We start from the raw sequence: 19,915 nt of genomic DNA, 5'->3' as shown, positions 1-19,915 counted from the left end.
GTCCGCAAAAACGGAAGATTTCATTTACAATCTCTTTCATATAACTTTTTTTTCATATAAATTTGCAGCCTAAATTGGGAAAGATATATCCTGATATTGTTTTGGATACGAATAAAACTGATTATATGAGCAAGAAATTTACTGAATATTCCCAGCTCAGCCTTTCGGACGTGAACAAGGAAGTGCTGAAGAAATGGGATGAAAACGATGTGTTCTCGAAAAGTATGACGGAACGCGAAGGGTGTCCTTCGTTCGTGTTTTATGAAGGGCCTCCTTCGGCAAACGGTATGCCGGGCATCCATCACGTGATGGCGCGCACAATCAAGGATACGTTCTGCCGCTACAAGACCATGAAAGGGTTTCAGGTGAAGCGCAAGGCAGGATGGGATACGCACGGGCTTCCGGTGGAACTGGGCGTTGAAAAGGCGCTCGGCATTACGAAAGAGGACATCGGCAAGACGATTTCTGTGGCCGACTATAACAGGCATTGCCGTACGGATGTGATGAAGTTTACGAAGGAATGGACCGACCTGACTCATAAGATGGGCTACTGGGTGGACCTCGACAATCCGTACATCACGTATGACAACCGCTACATCGAAACCCTCTGGTGGCTGTTGCAGCAGCTTTACAAGAAAGGGCTGCTGTATAAAGGATATACCATCCAGCCTTATTCGCCGGCAGCGGGAACGGGGCTCAGCTCGCACGAACTGAACCAGCCGGGCTGTTACCGCGACGTGAAGGACCTGACCGTGGTGGCTCAGTTCAGAATGAAGAACCCGAAGCCGGAAATGGCGGAGTGGGGGACGCCTTACTTTATCGCGTGGACAACCACGCCGTGGACATTGCCTTCGAATACGGCTCTGTGCGTAGGTCCGAAAATCGACTACGTGGCCGTGCAGACCTACAACGGCTATACCGGCGAAAAGATGACCGTGGTGCTGGCCAAGGATCTGCTCTATACGCATTTCAACAAGAAGGCCGAAGGCATGGCTCTCGAGGACTACAAGCCGGGCGACAAGCTGATTCCGTTTAAGGTGGTAGGCGAATACAAGGGGCCGGATCTGGTTGGAATGGAATACGAACAGCTGCTTCCGTGGGTGAAGCCGGTGGAGCTTGACGAAAACGGCAACTGGCACGACGCAGCCTCAAAAGCGTTCCGCGTGATTCCCGGCGATTACGTCACAACCGAAGACGGTACGGGTATCGTTCACATCGCTCCGACATTCGGTGCGGACGACGCTTTCGTTGCGAAGGCGGCAGGCATCCCTTCGCTGTTCATGATCAACAAGAAGGGCGAAACCCGTCCGATGGTCGATCTGACCGGCAAGTTCTATTTGCTGGACGAACTTGACGGGAAGTTTGTGGACGAATGTGTGAATGTTGACAAATATAAGGAATATCAGGGCCGCTGGGTGAAGAATGCGTATGACCCCCAATTTACGGTTGACGGGAAATATGACGAGAAGGCGGCTCAGGCAGCAGAGTCACTCGACTTCTTTATCTGTATGCAGATGAAGCAGGACAGCCAGGCGTTCAAGATAGAAAAGCATGTGCACAATTATCCGCATTGCTGGCGCACGGACAAGCCGGTGCTCTACTATCCGCTCGACAGCTGGTTTATCCGTTCGACTGCCTGCAAGGAACGGATGATCGAACTGAACAAAACCATCAACTGGAAGCCGGAATCTACCGGAACAGGACGCTTCGGAAAGTGGCTTGAAAACCTGAACGACTGGAACCTGAGCCGTTCGCGCTACTGGGGAACTCCTCTTCCCGTCTGGCGCAGCGAGGATGGCGAGGAAATATGTATCGGTTCGGTCGAGGAACTGTATAATGAAATAGAAAAGTCGGTGGCGGCAGGTTTCATGAAGGAGAACCCTTACAAGAAGCTTGGATTTGTCCCCGGAGATTATGCCAAGGAAAACTATGACAGGATTGACCTGCATCGTCCGTATGTGGATGAAATCATTCTTGTTTCGGCGAGCGGCAAGCCGATGAAGCGCGAGGCTGACCTGATTGACGTGTGGTTTGATTCGGGCTCCATGCCGTATGCGCAGCTTCACTATCCGTTCGAGAATAAGGAGCTGGTTGACTCGCGCAGCTATTATCCTGCCGACTTCATTGCGGAAGGCGTGGACCAGACGCGCGGATGGTTCTTTACGCTGCATGCGATCGCTTCGATGGTATTCGACAGCGTGGCGTTCAAGAATGTGGTATCCAACGGACTGGTGCTCGACAAGAACGGCAACAAAATGTCAAAGCGTCTGGGCAATGCGGTCGATCCGTTCAGTACCATCGAGAAGTTCGGTTCCGACCCTCTGCGCTGGTATATGATTACCAACTCGGCTCCGTGGGACAACCTGAAGTTTGACGCCGACGGAGTGGATGAAGTGCGCCGCAAGTTCTTCGGTACATTATATAATACGTATTCGTTCTTTGCGCTCTATGCCAATGTCGACGGATTTACATATGCAGAAAAAGACGTGCCCGTGGCTGAACGCCCGGAAATCGACCGCTGGATCTTGTCGCTGCTGAATTCGCTCATCAAGCAGGTCGACGACTGCCTGAACGATTACGAGCCTACCAAAGCCGGCCGTCTGATTACGGATTTCGTGAACGACAATCTGAGCAACTGGTACGTGCGCCTGAACCGCAAGCGTTTCTGGGGCAGCGCCATGTCGGCCGACAAGCTGTCTGCTTACCAGACGCTGTATGTCTGCCTTGAAACGGTTGCCAAGCTGATGGCTCCTATCGCTCCGTTCTATGCCGACCGCCTGTATATGGATCTGGTCGGTGTAACCGGACGCGACAATGTTGTGTCTGTTCATCTGGCCAAGTTCCCGGTTGCCGACGAAAGCTTGATCGACCGTGAGCTTGAAGCGCGCATGCAGATGGCGCAGGATGTTACTTCAATGGTGCTGGCGTTGCGCCGCAAGGTGAACATCAAGGTGCGCCAGCCGCTGCAGTGCATCATGGTGCCGGTGGTGGATGAAGAGCAGAAACGCCATATCGAAGCAGTGAAGGAACTGATCCTGAATGAAGTGAACGTGAAGGAACTGAAGTTTGTGGACGGAGCGGAAGGAGTGCTTGTGAAGAAGGTGAAGTGCGACTTCAAGAAGCTTGGCCCGAAGTTCGGAAAGCAGATGAAGGCTGTAGCCGCAGCAGTGGCAGGCATGTCGCAGGAAGCGATAGCCGAGTTTGAACGCAACGGAAGCTATACGTTTGATATCGACGGAACTCAGGCCGTGGTGGCTGTTTCGGATGTGGAAATCTACAGCGAAGACATTCCCGGCTGGCTGGTGGCCAACGAAGGACGGCTGACCGTCGCGCTGGAAGTGACCGTGACCGAAGGCCTGCGCCGTGAAGGTATCGCGCGTGAGCTTGTCAACCGCATTCAGAATATCCGCAAGAGCAGCGGCTTTGAAATTACCGACAAGATAAAAGTCGTGTTGTCGAAAAATTCGCTGACAGATGATGCGGTAAATGAATATAATACTTATATTTGCAACCAAGTGCTGGCTGCTTCGCTGACTTTGGCGGACGAGGTGTCTGAGGCCACAGAACTGGAACTGGACGACTGCACTTTGCGCGTAAATGTAACCAAACTGTAATATGAACCCATCCTTCCGGCGCAGTCCGGAAGGATACTATTATTAACTTAAAAACTTAGAACACTATGGCTGAAAAAACGAGGTATTCTGACGCTGAACTTGAGGAGTTCCGTGCCATTATCATGGAAAAACTTCAGCTCGCTGAACGCGACTATGAGAAACTGAAAAGCAGTATTATGAATACAGACGGCAATGACACTGACGATACTTCCCCCACCTATAAGGTACTGGAAGAAGGTGCCAATACGTTGTCGAAAGAAGAAACAACCCGTTTGGCTGCACGCCAGCTGAAGTTTATACAGAATCTGCAGGCGGCGCTGGTGCGTATCGAAAACAAAACCTACGGCATTTGCCGCGAAACGGGAAAGCTGATTCCGGCTGAACGACTTCGCGCTGTTCCTCATGCCACCTTGAGCATCGAGGCAAAACAGAACGGAAAGAAATAATGTTAAACTGAACAGGAGGATTGGGAATCGGAAATGTATCGGACAATGAAAGCCATTTCCGATTCTCAATTTCCGTTATTGCTTGGACTGATAGAAATAGAAAATGAAGAAATTCCTGACTCAAGGACGATTGGCCGCTCTTATTGTGGCGGCGGTGCTGGTTATAGACCAGGTGATCAAGATTGCCGTGAAAACGAATATGTTCTTGCACGAGCACATTCGTATAACCGACTGGTTTTACATCTACTTCACGGAAAACAACGGAATGGCTTTCGGACTTGAGATATTTGCCAAAATCTTTCTGACTCTTTTCCGCATTGTCGCTGTCATTCTCATCACATGGTATCTGGCCCGTATCGTCAGACAGTCGGAGAAAGTGAAGAACGGTTACATCGTTTGTCTTTCGCTGATACTTGCCGGCGCGGTGGGAAACATCATTGACTGTGTTTTCTATGGCGAAGTTTTCAGTGCCAGCACACATACGCAGATAGCGTCGTGGGTTCCGGTGGGGCAGGGCTATGCCGACTGGCTGCACGGAAAAGTGGTTGACATGTTTTATTTCCCCATCATTGACACCTATTGGCCCGACTGGATGCCGTTTGTAGGAGGGGAGCATTTCATATTTTTCAGTCCGATATTTAACTTTGCCGACGCTTCCATCAGTTGCGGCATTATCGCCTTGCTGCTTTTCTACAGCCGCTATCTGAATGATATGACTAAAAGTTCGCCGGAAAAGAAACAGGTAAAATAAGAGTGCTATGGTTGGACGGTTTTTCAGAATGTTCTGTGGAGGGGCAATGGCCTTTTGTCTGGCGGGATGCGGAAATAAAATACCCGGTGACATCATTCAGCCTGCGGCAATGGAGAATCTGCTGTATGATTACCAGATAGCGAAGACAATGAGTTCTGAATTGCCCTATACTGACAATTATAAGAAGAACGCTTATTTTGCTTATGTGTTTGAAAAGCATCATGTGACTGAGGCTGAATTTGACTCGTCGATGGTCTGGTACTCACGCAACGGCAAGGAACTTTCTGTCATCTACGACAATCTGAAGAAAAGGCTGGAAGAAGACGGCGAGCAGATGAAGCTCATAACTTCGCGCCAGAACGGTGAAATCGCGGTTTCCATGTCGGGAGATACGGTGGACATCTGGCAAGACCGTCCTTTATACTGGCTTACGCCATCTCCTTATACCAACAAGGTGCTGTTTGACCTGAAGGCTGACACTTCGTTCAAGCCGAAAGATATGCTTGCTCTTGAAGCGAAGTTCTCTTTTTTCCCGCGTAACGGGCAGCGAGGAGAAGCTGTGATGGGACTGAAAGTGAGTTTCGACAACGACAGTGTGCAGGGGCTGACCCGTGTCGTGAGCGGAAATGGTGTGCAGCGTCTGTATCTGCGCCCGGATTCAGCCTTTGAATTTAAAAATGTGAGCGGTTTCATCTATTATGTCAGCAAGGAAGATGAAAGGGGCGACCTGCTGCTGACTGACATCAGGCTGGTTCGGACACACCAGGCCAATGTCCTGGAAAAGAGCCGGCGTTTCGTGGCCGACTCTGTGCAGAGAGAAGCTCCCAGACCTTTGACACGGCGGTGACAGATGGCTTTATGAAACGTTTTGCTGTTCATCGTCTGTGGGTGTGGGACAGAAGCGAGGTGTGCGGCCTGTCTTTGGTGGAGGTGGACGAAGTGTCCCACATTGTGAGTGCGGTCCGGCCGCTGGCGTGTGAAACGGAACGTACAGAATGGATTGGCGGCTTTGTTATAGTGGCGCCTCAATGCACTTCTCCTTTGTCCGGCGAAAGTTTCGATGCTTACCGGAAACGTCTTTTGTCGGAATGGGATTCGGCTGAGTGCCGGTCTTCCCACTCCTTGTATGCGTATCATTTTTCTCCGTTCAATGTTGTGGATATGGACTTTCCGGCTGTATCCCGGATGACCGTTTTATAACATCCTGCGGCGGAATTCGGAACATACGATTGCTGTGGCGACGGCTACATTGAGCGATTCGCTGGTAGCGTTCCCTTGCGGATAGTTCGGAATAAGAAGCCGCCGGTTTGTCAGTCGCGAGATTTCGGCGCTGATGCCCTTGCCTTCGTTTCCCATGATGATCAGTCCGTGACCGTCCAATGGGGCTTCGTAGATGTTTTCTCCGTCAAGAAAAGTGCCGAACAGCGGAGTTCCTTCCGGCAGAGAGCCGGCCAGTGCCTTCAGGTCGCAGTAGTGGAGCTTGACCCGTGCCAGTGCGCCCATGGTGGCTTGCACTGTCTTTGGGTTATAGACGTCTGCTGTTCCGGGTGAGCAGAATATATGGCCGATGCCGAACCAGTCTGCAATGCGGATGATGGTGCCCAGATTTCCCGGGTCCTGCACGTCGTCCAAAGCCAGACAAAGCGAATGTTCGATGACGGAAGCGTCGGTTTCTGCTTGTGGGATTTCAAAAACGGCCAGCACATCCTGTGGGGTTTTGAGAAGGCTGGCTTTTGCAAGTTCTTCCCGGGTGACCTCAATCATTTCTTGTGCGCGGAGGTCGGGATTCTTCTTGAGCCATTCCAGGGTACCCGCTATCAGCCGGCACCGAAAGTGTCCCAGCAGATCGCCTACCAGCTTATGTCCTTCTGCCAGAAACGCGTTTTCTTCCTTTCTGTATTTTTTAAGTTCCAGCGAACGGATAAATTTGATTTTATTTTTGCTCAGCATTGTTTTCTGATAAAGTAAATTTGCGGCAAAGCTAAGAAGATATTTTTGAATATTGTATATGTTTGGTGAAAACAGACGGGTTTTGTTTTGATTTCGGATAAATTAACGGAACATTCGTCCTTTGTGCTTGAGATGCTTTGCTGTTTTTATTTTCATGTCAAATTACCGATGGCATTGGTTTTTTTTCTACTTTTGCGTGTAAATCCGTAAAACCGTATCTGTATGAAGCTTGCCTTGCGCCATTGTTCAATCTTTTTGATGCTTTTGCTGGGTCTGAGCGCATGCTCTGTCAGCAAATTCATCCCTGAGGGGCATTATCTGCTGGATGCGGTGAAGATCGAATCAGACAACAAGGAGGTCAAGCCGTCGGAGATGCGTGCTTATGTGCGGCAGACTTCCAACGCCAAATGGTTCAGCCTGGTCAAGATTCCTATGTACATCTATAGCGCTGCGGGGAGAGATTCCACCAAATGGATCAACAGGCTTTTATACCGGATGGGTGATGCGCCGCGCATATATGATCCGGAACTGACTGAAGAAACGCGCGAGCAGATGGAGCAGGCCGTGCGCAACATGGGGTATATGGGCGCGCAGGTTGGCGCTGTTGAAGTGCGTAAGGGGAACAGGCTGAAAGTACATTATGTCATACGTGCAGGGGAACCGTATACGGTGGGAAGCGTTGCTTATGATATTGACGACTACCGCATCGCTGAGTACCTCAGAGCGGATTCTGTTCATCGGATGCTTGCTCCGGGCATGCGCTTTGACGTGAACGTGCTCGATCAGGAGCGGCAGCGTATTACCCAATATTTGCAGAACCGCGGATATTTCAGATTCAACAAAGACTTTATTACCTATCAGGCTGACACTACGCTTTATTCGAAACAGGTAGGGCTGACGCTGAAGCTTGCTCCCTACCGGAGAAAGAAAGAAGACACTCCGGCACCTCACAAGCAGTATCATATCCGTGATGTCAATTTTATCTTTGACTCCGATTTCTCGGATTTGAGCACGACGGGACTTGCCGGACTTGATTCTGTCCGGTCGGGCGGAGTGAACTTTTATTATAAGGACAAGCTGTATCTTCGTCCACGTGTCATTACGGATTATAACCGCCTGCAGACAGGTGACCTGTATCGGTTGAGGAATGTGCAGTCTACTTACAATGCATTGGGGAGGTTGAACATTCTGAAATATTCGAACATCCGGTTTGAAGAAGACGTAAAGTCTGATTCCGCCTGTCTGGATGCGTTTGTCACTCTGAGCAGGAATAAGAACAAATCGGTTGCTTTTGAAATCGAAGGAACCAACTCCGCCGGTGATCTTGGAGCGGCTGCTTCGGTTTCTTATATGCACCGGAATCTTTTTAAAGGGTCGGAAACCTTCTCCATCAAGATCCGTGGAGCGTATGAGGCAATAACCGGCCTGGAAGGCTATGCCAACAGCAACTATATGGAGTATGCCGTTGAGGCGGGACTGAATTTCCCTGAGTTCATGTTTCCTTTTCTTTCATCGGACTTCAAGCGGAGAATCCGTGCGACGTCTGAAGTTACGGTGAAATACAACTGGCAGATCCGCCCTGAGTTTGAGCGTACGGTTGCTTCAGCGGCATGGAGCTACAAATGGTCGAAGCGGAGGGCAAGCCATCGTTTTGACGTGTTCGACCTCAATTATATCTATATGCCCTACCGTTCGGAAACCTTTAGAAGCTATCTTGATGAGATGGACCAGCGGAATCCGCTGCTGCGTTACAGCTATGAGGATCTTTTCATTGTGCGGATGGGGTATACTTATACCTATAACAGTTCGGGAGCCGCTTCGATGAAAACGGCGCAGCGCAATTCGTATTCTATCCGTTTCAACATAGAAGAGTCGGGAAACCTGCTTTATGCTTTTTCCAAAATAGTGAACCGTCATCCGAAAAACGGGGAGGCTTTCCAGATGGGGAACATTGACTTTGCCCAATACGTGAAGATGGACATCGATTACGCGAAGAATTTTATGATTGACTATCGGAATTCGCTGGTGTTCCATGTGGGGGTGGGAGTGGCTGTTCCTTATGGCAATTCGAAGAGTCTTCCGTTTGAAAAGCTGTATTTTTCCGGGGGAGCCAACAGCGTGCGCGGATGGAGCGTGCGTTCGCTGGGGCCTGGCGGGTATAGAGGAGATGCGAACAGCCTTGATTATGTAAATCATACGGGGGATATCAAGCTTGACTTGAATCTGGAATATCGCACCCATTTGTTTTGGAAGCTGAACGGCGCAGCGTTCATCGATGCCGGAAATGTTTGGACCATCCGGAGCAGAGATATGCAGCCCGAAGGACAGTTCAAGTTCGACCGCTTTTACAAGCAGTTGGCTGTGGCATACGGTTTAGGCATCCGCTTTGACCTGGATTTTCTGATTCTCCGTTTTGACGGCGGCATGAAGGCGGTCAATCCGATGTATACCGGAAAAGACCGTTATCCGATTGTTTCTCCCGATTTCAAGCGGGACTTTACGTTCCATTTTGCGGTTGGTTATCCATTCTAATGTATAGTGACATGAAGAAAATAGATGAGGTTTATACAAAAAAGGAAGTGGAGGACTTGAAGGCATGGTTTGACAATGCCACCCTTCCAAAGTCGTTGCAGTTAGATAAGGCGACATTTATTCCCAATTTGAAAGATACGCTCGACCGTCTGTTCCAGCAGGCGTTCATTACGCATGAAAACGCTAAGCTGCTGGGAGGGATGCATCTGATAGAAAGAATCAAAGCGAAGCTTGAGGGAGAAAATACAGCCGGTGAGGCCTAAAATGGCCGGGTTTCTTTCATATATCCAAAAAAAATACGAAATTTGCAGGGATGAATTTTAGTTCTATACACCTTTATAAATAATAGATACAATTATGACAAAAAGCGCATTACAAATTGCAAGAGCTGCTTATCAGCCTAAATTGCCGAAAGCATTGAGAGGTGCTGTTAAGGTTCAGGAAGGCGAACCTACTCATTCTGTAGCTGATGAGGAAGAAATCAAGAAACTGTTTCCGAACACTTACGGCATGCCGTTGATCAGATTTGTTGAAGGGGAAAACAAAGAATATGCTCCGATGAATGTGGGCGTTATTCTCTCCGGCGGACAGGCTCCCGGCGGACACAATGTGATTTCCGGACTGTTTGACGGAATCAAACGGCTGAATCCGGCAAACAAGCTGTACGGTTTCCTGATGGGACCTGGCGGTTTGGTTGATCACAAATATATGGAGCTGACTGCTGATATCATTGATGAATACCGCAATACGGGCGGATTTGATATTATCGGTTCAGGACGTACCAAACTGGAAAAGGAAGATCAGTTTGAAAAAGGCTATGAAATATTGAAGGAGCTGGGCATCAAGGCACTTGTCATTATCGGCGGCGATGACTCAAATACCAACGCTTGTGTTCTGGCTGAATATTATGCGGCCAAGAACTACGGCATCCAGGTTATCGGATGTCCGAAGACTATTGACGGTGACCTGAAAAATGAAATGATTGAAACTTCTTTCGGCTTTGATACAGCCTGCAAAACTTATGCAGAGGTTATCGGAAACATTGAGCGCGACTGTAACTCTGCACGTAAATACTGGCACTTCATCAAGCTGATGGGACGCTCTGCTTCTCATATCGCACTGGAATGTGCGTTGCAGACCCAGCCGAACATCTGTCTGATTTCTGAAGAAGTTGAGGCCAAGAACATGTCGCTGGACGATATCGTTACTTATATCACTGATGCTGTTGCTGCCCGTGCCGCAGCAGGAAACAATTTCGGTACTGTGCTGATTCCGGAAGGTCTGATTGAATTCATCCCGGCCATGAAGAAGCTGATTGCCGAACTGAATGATTTTCTGGCTGTCCATGCAGATGAATATGCCGCAATCGAACCGAACAAGCAGCGTGAATACATTATCAGCAAATTGTCTGCAGACAATGCCGCTGTTTACGCTTCGCTTCCGGAAGGAGTGGCTCGCCAGCTGACGCTTGACCGCGACCCGCACGGAAACGTTCAGGTTTCGCTTATTGAAACAGAAAAACTGTTGTCTGAAATGGTAGGCAAGAAGCTTGCTGCATGGAAGGCCGAAGGCAAATATGTTGGCAAGTTCTCGGCACAGCACCACTTCTTCGGCTATGAAGGACGTTGCGCCGCTCCGTCTAACTTTGACGCCGACTACTGCTATGCTCTGGGTTACACTGCATCTGAGCTGATTGCAAACGGCAAGACAGGCTATATGTCGTCAGTACGCAATCTGACCGCTCCTGCAGAAGAATGGATTGCCGGCGGTGTGCCTATCACGATGATGATGAACATGGAACGCCGTCACGGTGAAATGAAGCCGGTTATTCAGAAAGCGCTGGTAAGACTGGACGGTGCTCCGTTCAAGGCTTTCGCTGCTGCACGCGATACGTGGGCAAAAGAAACGGCTTACGTTTACCCGGGTCCGATCCAGTACTTCGGTCCTACTGAAGTATGTGACGAGCCGACCAAGACATTGCAGTTGGAACAGGCTTGATGATTTTTGCTGTTTTTGATAATATGGTTGATTACGTCGGGTTGTGCTTTGCGGCCCGACGTAATTATTGTTTGCGGCGGAGGCAGTTTCGTATATTTCCGAAACGGTTCTTTCGGCATTTAAACTTGACGAACTATGATTAAACAACCGCCCATAACGGTGGCCAGCCGGCCTCAAGGAAAGGCTTCGCGAAAGAGGAACGTGAAGAAGTCGTCTTCTTCCGGACGTCTGTCTTCTCCGAAGGGGAAAGCCCGTCCCCGCAGGAAGAAGAAAAAAGAGCGCAGCTGGAGTCTGCCTCGGTGGACTTACTGCCTTGCAATGGGTGGGGTTGCCGCTTTGATTCTTATCGGTTTCTATTACTTTTTCATTGAGCCTTATTCATACCGCTGGAAGCCTTGCTATGGCATGAAGGCCTACGGCGTTTGTCTTCCTTACGGTTTCAGCATACACGGCTTTGACATTTCCCATCATCAGGGGCAAATCGATTGGGGTGAATTGCAGAAACTTCAGAAGGCCCCTTTTCCTGTCCGTTTTGTCTTTATGAAAGCTTCTGAGGGAGGCGACTTCAGCGATACGGCTTTTGTGCGTAATTTTGATGAAGCCCGCAGGCACGGCTTTGTTCGCGGAGCCTATCATTTTTACAATCCCAAGACAGATGCCTTGCGCCAGGCTGACTTCTTTATCCGTTCGGTCAAGCTTGAACCGGGCGATTTGCCTCCGGTGCTTGATATCGAGGTGAGGGGAGAAGACGAGAGAAAGCTTCGGACCGATCTTTCCATCTGGCTCCGCCGCATTGAGCAGTACTATAAGGTGAAGCCGATTCTCTATACTTCCTATAAGTTCAAGACCCGTTATCTCAGCGATTCGCTGTTCAATTCTTATCCTTACTGGATTGCCCATTATTATGTGGATTCGGTAGAATATGACGGTCCGTGGCGTTTCTGGCAGCATACGGATATGGGAAAGCTTCCGGGAATCCGTGAAAAAGTAGACCTGAACGTGTTTAACGGTTCTATGGAGGAGCTGCTTCAGCTGACCATTCCTTACCCTGATACAATACAAAAGCCACAGAGCATCTCAGAGAAATGATTTCACTCTGCGGGACACTCCGTGGCTTTATGATAAAAGAGAATCAGTTCCGGAACCTCAGTCCGTCAGCACTCCGTTCAACCACAATCGGTTGCGAACGGTCGACTTCCTGTGCCAGCAACTTCTTCGACAAGTCGTTCAGCAAGTAACGCTGGATGGCACGCTTTACCGGACGCGCTCCGAATTCCGGATCAAATCCGGCTGTAGCCAGAAACTCTACGGCTTCGTCGGCTATCTGCAGGGTTACGCCGTTGTCGGCAAGCATCTTTTGTATGCCGTTGATCTGGAGGCGTACAATCTGTTTTATCTGTTCCTTGTCCAGCGGCTGGAACATGATAATCTCATCAATACGGTTCAGAAACTCCGGCCGGATCGTTTTCTTCAGCATTTCCATCACCTCTTTCTTGGTTTCCTCCACAACCTCATCGTGGTTCTTGTCGTTGATCTTCTCAAACTGACTCTGGATGTATGAGCTTCCTAAGTTGGAAGTCATGATAATGATGGTGTTCTTGAAGTTCACCGTCCGTCCCTTGTTGTCGGTCAGACGTCCGTCGTCCAGCACCTGAAGCAGGATGTTGAACACATCCGGATGAGCCTTTTCGATTTCATCGAACAGTACGACCGAGTAGGGTTTGCGCCGTACGGCTTCTGTCAGCTGGCCGCCTTCATCGTATCCTACGTATCCCGGAGGCGCACCGATCAGACGGGAAACGGTATGTTTTTCCTGATACTCGCTCATGTCGATACGCGTCATCAGCGATTCGTCATCAAACAGGTACTCGGCCAGGGCCTTTGCCAGCTCCGTCTTACCCACACCCGTGGTTCCGAGGAAGATAAACGAACCGATCGGACGTTTCGGGTCTTGAAGTCCCGCACGGCTGCGGCGCACTGCGTCTGCCACGGCTTCGATGGCCTCGTCCTGTCCGATGACACGCTTGTGAAGCTCGTCTTCCAGATGCAGCAGCTTGTCGCGTTCGCTCTGAAGCATCTTGCTCACCGGTATGCCCGTCCAGCGCGATACAACATCGGCTATGTCTTCGGCTGTTACCTCTTCCTTGATCATCGCATTGTCGCCCTGCTTCTTTTTCAGGTCTTCCTGTATGCTCTTGATTTCGTTTTCCAGCGCCTGCAGTTTTCCGTAACGGATTTCGGCCACTTTCCCGTAGTCGCCTTCACGTTCCGCGCGGTCGGCTTCAAACTTCAGTTGCTCTATTTCCTTCTTGTTCTGCTGAATTCTGTTCACCAGTTCCTTTTCGCTCTGCCATTTGGCTTTGTACGAAGTTTCCTGCTCTTTCAGTTCGGCAATCTCCTTGTTCAGCTGAGCAAGTTTGGCTTCATCCTTTTCCCGCTTGATGGCTTCGCGTTCAATTTCCAGCTGTTTCAGCCTGCGCTCGATTTCGTCCAGTTCCTCCGGAAGCGAGTCGCGTTCCATACGGAGCTTTGCTGCCGCTTCGTCCATCAGGTCGATGGCCTTGTCCGGCAGAAAACGGTCGGTGATGTAACGGTTGCTCAGCTCTACGGCGGCGATGATGGCTTCGTCCTTGATGCGCACCTGATGGTGGTTCTCGTAGCGTTCCTTCAGTCCGCGCAGGATAGAGATGGAGCTTGCCGTGTCCGGTTCGTCTACCATAACCGTCTGGAAACGGCGTTCGAGCGCCTTGTCTTTCTCGAAATACTTCTGGTATTCGTCGAGCGTAGTGGCTCCGATGCTTCTCAGTTCGCCGCGGGCCAAAGCCGGTTTCAGAATGTTGGCCGCATCCATTGCGCCTTCTCCCTTGCCTGCTCCGACCAAAGTATGGATTTCGTCGATAAACAGGATGATGTTTCCTTCCGACTTCTTCACTTCGTTGATGACCGATTTCAGACGTTCTTCAAATTCGCCCTTATACTTGGCTCCCGCAATCAGCGCGCCCATATCCAGCGAGTAAAGCTGCTTGTTTTTCAGGTTCTCGGGCACATCCCCCCGCAGGATACGCTGGGCAAGTCCTTCCACAATGGCTGTTTTACCCGTACCCGGCTCTCCGATCAGAATCGGGTTGTTTTTGGTTCGCCGGCTCAGGATCTGGAGCACACGGCGGATTTCTTCGTCACGTCCGATAACCGGATCGAGCTTTCCGTTGCGCGCTGCCTCAATCAGGTTGACGGCGTATTTGTTGAGCGACTGATACGTATCCTCGCTCGACTGTGAGGTTACGTTCTGTCCCTGGCGGAGTTCCTGAATGGCTGCGCGAAGCTCCTTATCGGTAAGCCCCGCATCTTTCAGTATGGTAGCAACCGTGCTTTTCACATTCAGCAATGCAAGCAGCAGTGCTTCCAGCGACACATATTCGTCGCCCATCTGCTTGGAGTAGTCGACTGCCTTTTGCAGCACTTCGTTGGCGTCGCGGCTCAGGTAGGGTTCTCCTCCCGACACCTTCGGCAAGGAAGCTATCTGCCTGTCGAGCACGGTTTCAATCTGCTGGCCGTTGATGCCGAGCTTCTGGAAAATGAAGTTCGTTACATTTTCTCCCACTTTCAGCACCCCTGCCATCAAATGCTCAGGCTCGATGGCCTGCTGTCCGCGGCTCTGAACCAGATTGACCGCTTCCTGCACAGCCTCCTGCGATTTGATTGTAAAGTTGTTAAAGTTCATAAGTAATCTCCTTTCTTTTTTTGTTATCCTGTTCTGTACAGATTCTTCATCAAATAATTTGCCATGGGGATAAAACGCCCTTTGTGTGACTAAATGGCATGACGGTTGGGATATATCCTGTAAAAATGTCAGAAAAAGGGCCGCTTTCATTTTGTCAGAGTGTCAATCGGGATGCGTGAGGCTTGTCTTTCTCGGGTGAGGTTTAGGGTACGGCATTGAAAATCGGACGGAAAAGGACCTTGTGTAATCCGAAAAGTTTGTTCTTATGCCAAGATGCTTTTGTTTTGTTTCTGGTTCCGCCAATCTGTGGCAAAATGTTTAGCTGATCAGTCAGAATCGTTCCGTTGTGACACTTTGCGGATGTCCGGATTTGAAACGTTTCGGGAAGCGGAAAAGCCGTTTGAGGCGTTCCAAAACTTTGTTTTCGGCCTTCGTGGAAAGATGACGGGACATTTTGCTGAAGCTAACGGGGTGTTTCCCATGAAATGACGGGACATTTTGGGCAAGATGACCGCCTGTTTTTGGCGGGATTTTCGTTTCCGCTCCCCTGTTTCAGGGTGTTCTGAGCGGGGTTGCCGTTTGCATCCGTTAAGGAATGGCTTCTGAAAGAGGAGATTTGTTCGGATGTGCGGTTAGCGGTAGAGGCGGTTTTGTATGAATTTGTCAGGCATTTGTGCTGTTGTGCTTTCGGAATGTCAATCAGGGAATTTGTGGAGGGGAATTATCTGCACATAAAAAGCGATCAGTATTTGATTAATTCATAACTATTGTTTGCTTTTGAGCCAGTAAGCAGGCGGAAGCGTCTGCGGCTTGCTATTTTGTGGGAAAAATATTTGTGAGAAGCGTCATGCTTCATTCTTGTTCTTGAAAACCTGGTAATTTTTATGATGTACAAGGATGGACGTTGGCGTTTCCCATGCTGTATAGCGTGGGTCTGCTGTCTATTTGCCAATGTGCATCGGGTTTTCTCAGGACCTTCAAGAACGTGGAGATAGCACGCAGTTCCACGCTTGAACCAAATAGCATCATATATCTTTTTGATTATCAAATTATATATTCAATAATCTTTATAATTTGATACCGCAAAGTTCCCACAAAAAGTAATTGGTTTACCAAATAGACCTGGCACAAAACTGCCAATAAAGAAAGCATATGCAACTACAATTGATGTTTTGCTCACTTTTTTGTGGCGAATTGCAACATTTAACCTTACTGGTCAATTATATTCTCTAAATATACCTATCTTTGTAACCACGTAATGGAGATATAATATGGAGCGCAAATTACTGAATCGTATCAAAGTCGTTCTCGCAGAGAAAAACAAGAGCAATAAATGGCTCTCGGAACAATTGGATAAGGATCCTGCCATAATTTCTAAATGGGTTACAAACACAACGCAGCCCAATGTGGAGATGCTGATCCAAATAGCAAAAGTTCTGAATGTGTCTGTGGATGACTTGCTGAGAACCGAATGAATAAATTTATGGGAGAAGCAAAACTGTACAAGTACTTGGATTTTAACGGTGGGGTGATGATGTTGCATTATGGCAATCTTCAATTCACTAACGCTACGCAATTAAATGACCCGTTTGATTGCCATCCCTCGTTAATTGATTTCTCCAATGTTCCAAAAGAAGTATGTGGAGGATGGACTCCGGAAATAATTGAAGAATTGAGAAGGGATCCATTTCGTAGAACCAGAGAAGAGGTATGGATATGCAGTCTTTCTAAGATATATGATTCAATTTTGATGTGGAGCTATTATAGCAAGCATAAAGGCATCTGCATCGGTCTGGATATGGAAAAAGTCAGAAAGTGTCTTTCTCGTATGTATGGCAATGTCATGATCGGCTGCTCGGAAGTGGAGGTACAATATAAAGACATTGTAGAGAAGCCCGATTATTTTAGGGATGTAAAAGACTTTTTTCATTATCAAATATCCACCAAAGCAAAAGCTTGGGAGCATGAATAAGAAGTGCGTTTATTTATATTAGAGCCATGGCCGGCATATATGAAGTTGCTGCCGTGGCAAAATGATGATAAAGGCTCGATTGACTGGAAAGAAATGAGGGCATTCCCAGAAATTGGAGGAGAGTGTTTCGAATCCGTTTATCTGGGGGTCAATATGGATGTCGAAGAAAAATCAAAAATAATCCGTGTTGCCCGAAAGCTGAATCCCGACATTAAGATTTTCCAAATGGAGATTGATGCAAATGCTTTTAGGTTAAACACCAAACTAATAGAGTAAATACGATGGCCAAGAAACAAACAAAAATAACAAAGGAGGAGTCCTTAGAAACCATACTTTTCAACTGTCGCAACAGTTTGAGAGGGCGTGCTGCTATGACCGACAAGCGCGATTTGTTGCTGACTCTTGTGTTTTTGAAATTCATCGGGGAACGCTTCAAGCAGCAAAAGGATAAAATCAGGCATGAGATTATAGAGGTTCAAGGCATTCACGACGAGGCTTTTGTTGAAATGCAGCTGTCCCGTCCCAATCAGTATATGCAGGACGGAGTGTTTTTCCTGACCGACGAAACATTTTGGGACAAGCTGATTCTTACGGCACCTACCGGAATGGCCATTGCTTTCGATACAGCCATAAAGACGCTGGACGACAATGAGCCCAAACTGAAGAACGCCCTTCCACAGCAGATTTTCACGAAAATGGCCCTTGAACCGGGTGTCTTGAAAAGTGTGGTGGACGAGATTAACAAGATAGATCCCAAAAAGTTCACCGATCACGACCTCATAGGGCGTGTATATGAATATTTCTTGCAGGCTTTCTCAATCAATGCCGACAAGGAGGAAGGTGAGTTCTACACGCCGCATTCTATCGTGGAGCTTATTGCCTCACTCATCGAGCCGTTCGACGGTACGGTCTATGACCCGTGCTGCGGGTCAGGCGGTATGTTCGTGCAGGCAACCACGTTTATTGAAGCACATGGCGGCAACACCAAAGCGGTCAACGTGTATGGACAGGAATCCGAACCGGCGACCTATCGTCTGGCAAAGATGAATCTTGCTATCCGCGGTATATCCTACCATTTGGGAGACAAAGCTGTACCCACTTTCTCCGACGACCAGCATAAAGACCTCAAGTTCGACTATATCATGGCAAATCCGCCATTCAATTTGAAGAAATATGCCGAGTATGGAGAATTTGAGACGGATCCCCGATGGAAAGGTTATGGAGTTCCACCGACCAGCAATGCCAACTACGCATGGATCCTTCATATCCTGAACAAACTGGATGTCAATCACGGAATTGCAGGATTCCTACTTGCCAATGGAGCATTGGACGACAGCGACACGCTTGAAATACGCAAACAGTTGATTGAAAACGACAAAATCGAGGCCATCATCGTCCTGCCACGCAACATGTTCTATTCTACTGATATATCCGTTACACTATGGATCTTGAACAATAACAAGAAAGGAGGTCCGTGGCACGGCAGACAACTGCGTAACCGCACGGGTGAAATCCTGTTCATCGATCTCCGTACTTGGAGTGAAAACATCTATGAAAAGAAATATGTTCGGCTATCGGAAAATCAAATAGAGCGAGTTTGCCAAATCTATTTTGGTTGGCAGACCGAGAATTTCGCCGAGTATGCCGAACCGGAATTATATTATGCTGCACACCGTGGCGAGATTCAGAAAAAAGGATATTCGCTTGTACCCTCCAGATATATTGAGTTTATCGACCGCGATACGGAAATTGATTATAAATCGGCCCTCACCGAGATGAGTCGTAAGTTTGACGAGCTGAAGAAAAGATGGGATGCAAATGAAACCGAACTCGTAAACGCCTTCAAAATTTTGGGATATGGAAAAGAATAAACTGCAGACCAATGTAATAACCGAGAATTTTGTTTCCGATATTAGAACCATCATAGAGCAAGGACGAAAACAAGCCTATGCCGCGACTGGCCAAATAGCCATTATGACTTATTGGAACATCGGACGGCGTATCGTGGAAGAGGAGCAACATGGAGCAAGCAGGGCGACATACGGACAAAAACTTATCCCGGCTCTTGCGGTCAGACTTGCTGCTGAATACGGGACCGGTTATGGTAGGCGCAATTTGGCATATTACCGAAAATTCTATTTGGAATTCAAGGATGTAGAGATTTTGCACACGCGTGTGCAAAATCTTACCTGGTCACATGTCCGCAGGCTTCTTTCCGTCAGCAATACGCAAGCAAGGGAATGGTATCTGAAGACAGCTGCTGAAGATATGTGGAGCGTGGATGATCTTGACAGGAATATCTCCACCCAATATTATGAACGACGGCTTGCGGCTCAAAGAGAGAGTTCAACTCTGCCCGTACCTTATGTCGGTCAAACAGATCCGTTGGAATATATAAAGAATCCGATGGTGGCCGAATTTATGGGATTCCATCGGGATACTAATTATTCAGAATCAGAATTGGAGCAGGCACTAATTGACAACCTTGAGAAGTTCATCATGGAACTCGGTCGTGGATTTGCTTTCGTAGAAAGGCAGCAACACATTGTGACCGATACGGCTGATTTCTATATCGACCTTGTATTCTATAATTACAAGATGAAGCGGTTCGTTATCTTTGAACTGAAAACCCATAAGCTGACTCATCAGGACATCGGACAGTTGGATATGTACATCCGTATGTACGATGATTTGGTTAAGGGAGAAGATGACAATCCGACCATCGGCGTGTTACTTTGTACAGATACGGACAACACCATAGCAAAATATTCAGTGTTACACGATAGCGATCAGATTTTTGCCGCTAAGTATATGACATATATGCCTACCGAAGAGGAACTGCGCCGAGAAATCGAACAGCAGAAACGATTCTTTATGGAACAGCATGGAAAAGAGGAGGTGTGATATGGGAAGTGGCAGTGTAAAATGGGG

Annotated in this window: 14 protein-coding genes and 1 pseudogene; 13 read left to right on the top strand and 2 right to left on the bottom strand. The window is 48.4% G+C overall.

All coding sequences use genetic code 11. The features are described 5' to 3' along the window. Window positions 1-125: 125 nt before the first annotated feature. The 5 genes from ileS (at window position 126) to QUW60_RS07770 (ending at window position 6,011) form a co-directional block, all read left to right on the top strand. Window positions 126-3,614, top strand: a complete 3,489-nt coding sequence (gene ileS / locus QUW60_RS07790) for an isoleucine--tRNA ligase (protein WP_258338727.1) — start codon at window positions 126-128, stop codon at window positions 3,612-3,614. Window positions 3,615-3,679: 65 nt separating this feature from the next. Then, on the top strand, window positions 3,680-4,060 hold the full coding sequence (locus tag QUW60_RS07785) for a TraR/DksA family transcriptional regulator (protein WP_258338726.1): 381 nt from the start codon (window positions 3,680-3,682) through the stop codon (window positions 4,058-4,060). 103 nt (window positions 4,061-4,163) lie between these two features. Further along, window positions 4,164-4,811, top strand: coding sequence for a lipoprotein signal peptidase (locus QUW60_RS07780; RefSeq protein ID WP_289559661.1), 648 nt, complete (start codon window positions 4,164-4,166; stop codon window positions 4,809-4,811). Between the two features lie 7 nt (window positions 4,812-4,818). Next, entirely contained in the window at window positions 4,819-5,658 is an 840-nt protein-coding gene (locus tag QUW60_RS07775) for a DUF4296 domain-containing protein (protein ID WP_289559659.1), read from the top strand. Between the two features lie 11 nt (window positions 5,659-5,669). Further along, window positions 5,670-6,011, top strand: coding sequence for a hypothetical protein (locus QUW60_RS07770; RefSeq protein WP_258338723.1), 342 nt, complete (start codon window positions 5,670-5,672; stop codon window positions 6,009-6,011). Here QUW60_RS07770 and QUW60_RS07765 read toward each other — a convergent pair. After that, window positions 6,006-6,761, bottom strand: a complete 756-nt coding sequence (locus QUW60_RS07765) for an RNA methyltransferase (protein WP_289559656.1) — start codon at window positions 6,759-6,761, stop codon at window positions 6,006-6,008. The genes QUW60_RS07770 and QUW60_RS07765 overlap by 6 nt on opposite strands. Before the next feature lie 222 nt (window positions 6,762-6,983). Between QUW60_RS07765 and tamL the strand changes: the two genes are divergently transcribed. The 4 genes from tamL to QUW60_RS07745 all read left to right on the top strand — a co-directional run bounded on the left by tamL (window position 6,984) and on the right by QUW60_RS07745 (window position 12,380). After that, window positions 6,984-9,293: a translocation and assembly module lipoprotein TamL gene (gene tamL / locus QUW60_RS07760; protein ID WP_289559654.1), complete on the top strand. Its 2,310-nt coding sequence runs from the start codon at window positions 6,984-6,986 to the stop codon at window positions 9,291-9,293. Window positions 9,294-9,304: 11 nt separating this feature from the next. Further along, a complete protein-coding gene (locus QUW60_RS07755; RefSeq protein ID WP_258338720.1) occupies window positions 9,305-9,556 on the top strand; it encodes a DUF6965 family protein in 252 nt (83 codons plus the stop codon). Between the two features lie 94 nt (window positions 9,557-9,650). Continuing rightward, entirely contained in the window at window positions 9,651-11,291 is a 1,641-nt protein-coding gene (locus QUW60_RS07750) for a diphosphate--fructose-6-phosphate 1-phosphotransferase (RefSeq protein ID WP_289559652.1), read from the top strand. A 135-nt stretch (window positions 11,292-11,426) separates the two neighbouring features. Further along, window positions 11,427-12,380 carry a glycoside hydrolase family 25 protein gene (locus QUW60_RS07745; RefSeq protein ID WP_289559650.1) on the top strand — a complete coding sequence of 318 codons (954 nt, stop codon included), beginning with the start codon at window positions 11,427-11,429 and terminating at the stop codon, window positions 12,378-12,380. A 43-nt stretch (window positions 12,381-12,423) separates the two neighbouring features. On the opposite strand, the gene clpB is transcribed toward QUW60_RS07745, so the two are convergent. Next, window positions 12,424-15,012, bottom strand: a complete 2,589-nt coding sequence (clpB, locus tag QUW60_RS07740; protein WP_289559648.1) for an ATP-dependent chaperone ClpB — start codon at window positions 15,010-15,012, stop codon at window positions 12,424-12,426. A gap of 1,271 nt (window positions 15,013-16,283) precedes the next feature. On the opposite strand from clpB, the gene QUW60_RS07735 reads away from it, so the two are divergent. The 4 genes and pseudogenes from QUW60_RS07735 (at window position 16,284) to QUW60_RS07720 (ending at window position 19,888) form a co-directional block, all read left to right on the top strand. After that, complete coding sequence (locus QUW60_RS07735; RefSeq protein WP_258338716.1) at window positions 16,284-16,487, top strand: helix-turn-helix transcriptional regulator; 204 nt, start codon at window positions 16,284-16,286, stop codon at window positions 16,485-16,487. Window positions 16,488-16,495: 8 nt separating this feature from the next. Beyond that, window positions 16,496-17,260: pseudogene (locus QUW60_RS07730) on the top strand (DUF2971 domain-containing protein). A gap of 5 nt (window positions 17,261-17,265) precedes the next feature. Further along, window positions 17,266-18,855 (top strand): class I SAM-dependent DNA methyltransferase, encoded by a 1,590-nt coding sequence (locus QUW60_RS07725; RefSeq protein WP_289559646.1) that lies wholly within the window; start codon window positions 17,266-17,268, stop codon window positions 18,853-18,855. Continuing rightward, window positions 18,842-19,888, top strand: coding sequence for a PDDEXK nuclease domain-containing protein (locus QUW60_RS07720; RefSeq protein WP_289559644.1), 1,047 nt, complete (start codon window positions 18,842-18,844; stop codon window positions 19,886-19,888). The genes QUW60_RS07725 and QUW60_RS07720 overlap by 14 nt, the downstream gene beginning before the upstream one ends. Window positions 19,889-19,915 lie beyond the last annotated feature (27 nt).

The sequence above is a fragment of the Bacteroides gallinaceum genome (genome assembly GCF_030373775.1).
GTDB classification, from domain to species: Bacteria; Bacteroidota; Bacteroidia; order Bacteroidales; family Bacteroidaceae; genus Phocaeicola; species Phocaeicola excrementipullorum.
The sequence above is the reverse complement of the archived record's forward strand: the minus strand, read 5'-3'. Positions and strand labels throughout refer to the sequence as shown.

What these genes read in the sequence shown, in the direction of transcription:
- QUW60_RS07735 (WP_258338716.1), top strand. Translation starts at nt 16,284, where the DNA reads ATGGAGCGCAAATTACTGAATCGTATCAAAGTCGTTCTCGCAGAGAAA.
- QUW60_RS07775 (WP_289559659.1), top strand. Translation starts at nt 4,819, where the DNA reads ATGGTTGGACGGTTTTTCAGAATGTTCTGTGGAGGGGCAATGGCCTTT.
- QUW60_RS07755 (WP_258338720.1), top strand. Translation starts at nt 9,305, where the DNA reads ATGAAGAAAATAGATGAGGTTTATACAAAAAAGGAAGTGGAGGACTTG.
- QUW60_RS07720 (WP_289559644.1), top strand. Translation starts at nt 18,842, where the DNA reads ATGGAAAAGAATAAACTGCAGACCAATGTAATAACCGAGAATTTTGTT.
- QUW60_RS07785 (WP_258338726.1), top strand. Translation starts at nt 3,680, where the DNA reads ATGGCTGAAAAAACGAGGTATTCTGACGCTGAACTTGAGGAGTTCCGT.
- QUW60_RS07780 (WP_289559661.1), top strand. Translation starts at nt 4,164, where the DNA reads ATGAAGAAATTCCTGACTCAAGGACGATTGGCCGCTCTTATTGTGGCG.
- ileS (WP_258338727.1), top strand. Translation starts at nt 126, where the DNA reads ATGAGCAAGAAATTTACTGAATATTCCCAGCTCAGCCTTTCGGACGTG.
- QUW60_RS07745 (WP_289559650.1), top strand. Translation starts at nt 11,427, where the DNA reads ATGATTAAACAACCGCCCATAACGGTGGCCAGCCGGCCTCAAGGAAAG.
- QUW60_RS07765 (WP_289559656.1), bottom strand. Translation starts at nt 6,761, where the DNA reads ATGCTGAGCAAAAATAAAATCAAATTTATCCGTTCGCTGGAACTTAAA.
- QUW60_RS07770 (WP_258338723.1), top strand. Translation starts at nt 5,670, where the DNA reads ATGAAACGTTTTGCTGTTCATCGTCTGTGGGTGTGGGACAGAAGCGAG.
- tamL (WP_289559654.1), top strand. Translation starts at nt 6,984, where the DNA reads ATGAAGCTTGCCTTGCGCCATTGTTCAATCTTTTTGATGCTTTTGCTG.
- QUW60_RS07725 (WP_289559646.1), top strand. Translation starts at nt 17,266, where the DNA reads ATGGCCAAGAAACAAACAAAAATAACAAAGGAGGAGTCCTTAGAAACC.
- QUW60_RS07750 (WP_289559652.1), top strand. Translation starts at nt 9,651, where the DNA reads ATGACAAAAAGCGCATTACAAATTGCAAGAGCTGCTTATCAGCCTAAA.
- clpB (WP_289559648.1), bottom strand. Translation starts at nt 15,012, where the DNA reads ATGAACTTTAACAACTTTACAATCAAATCGCAGGAGGCTGTGCAGGAA.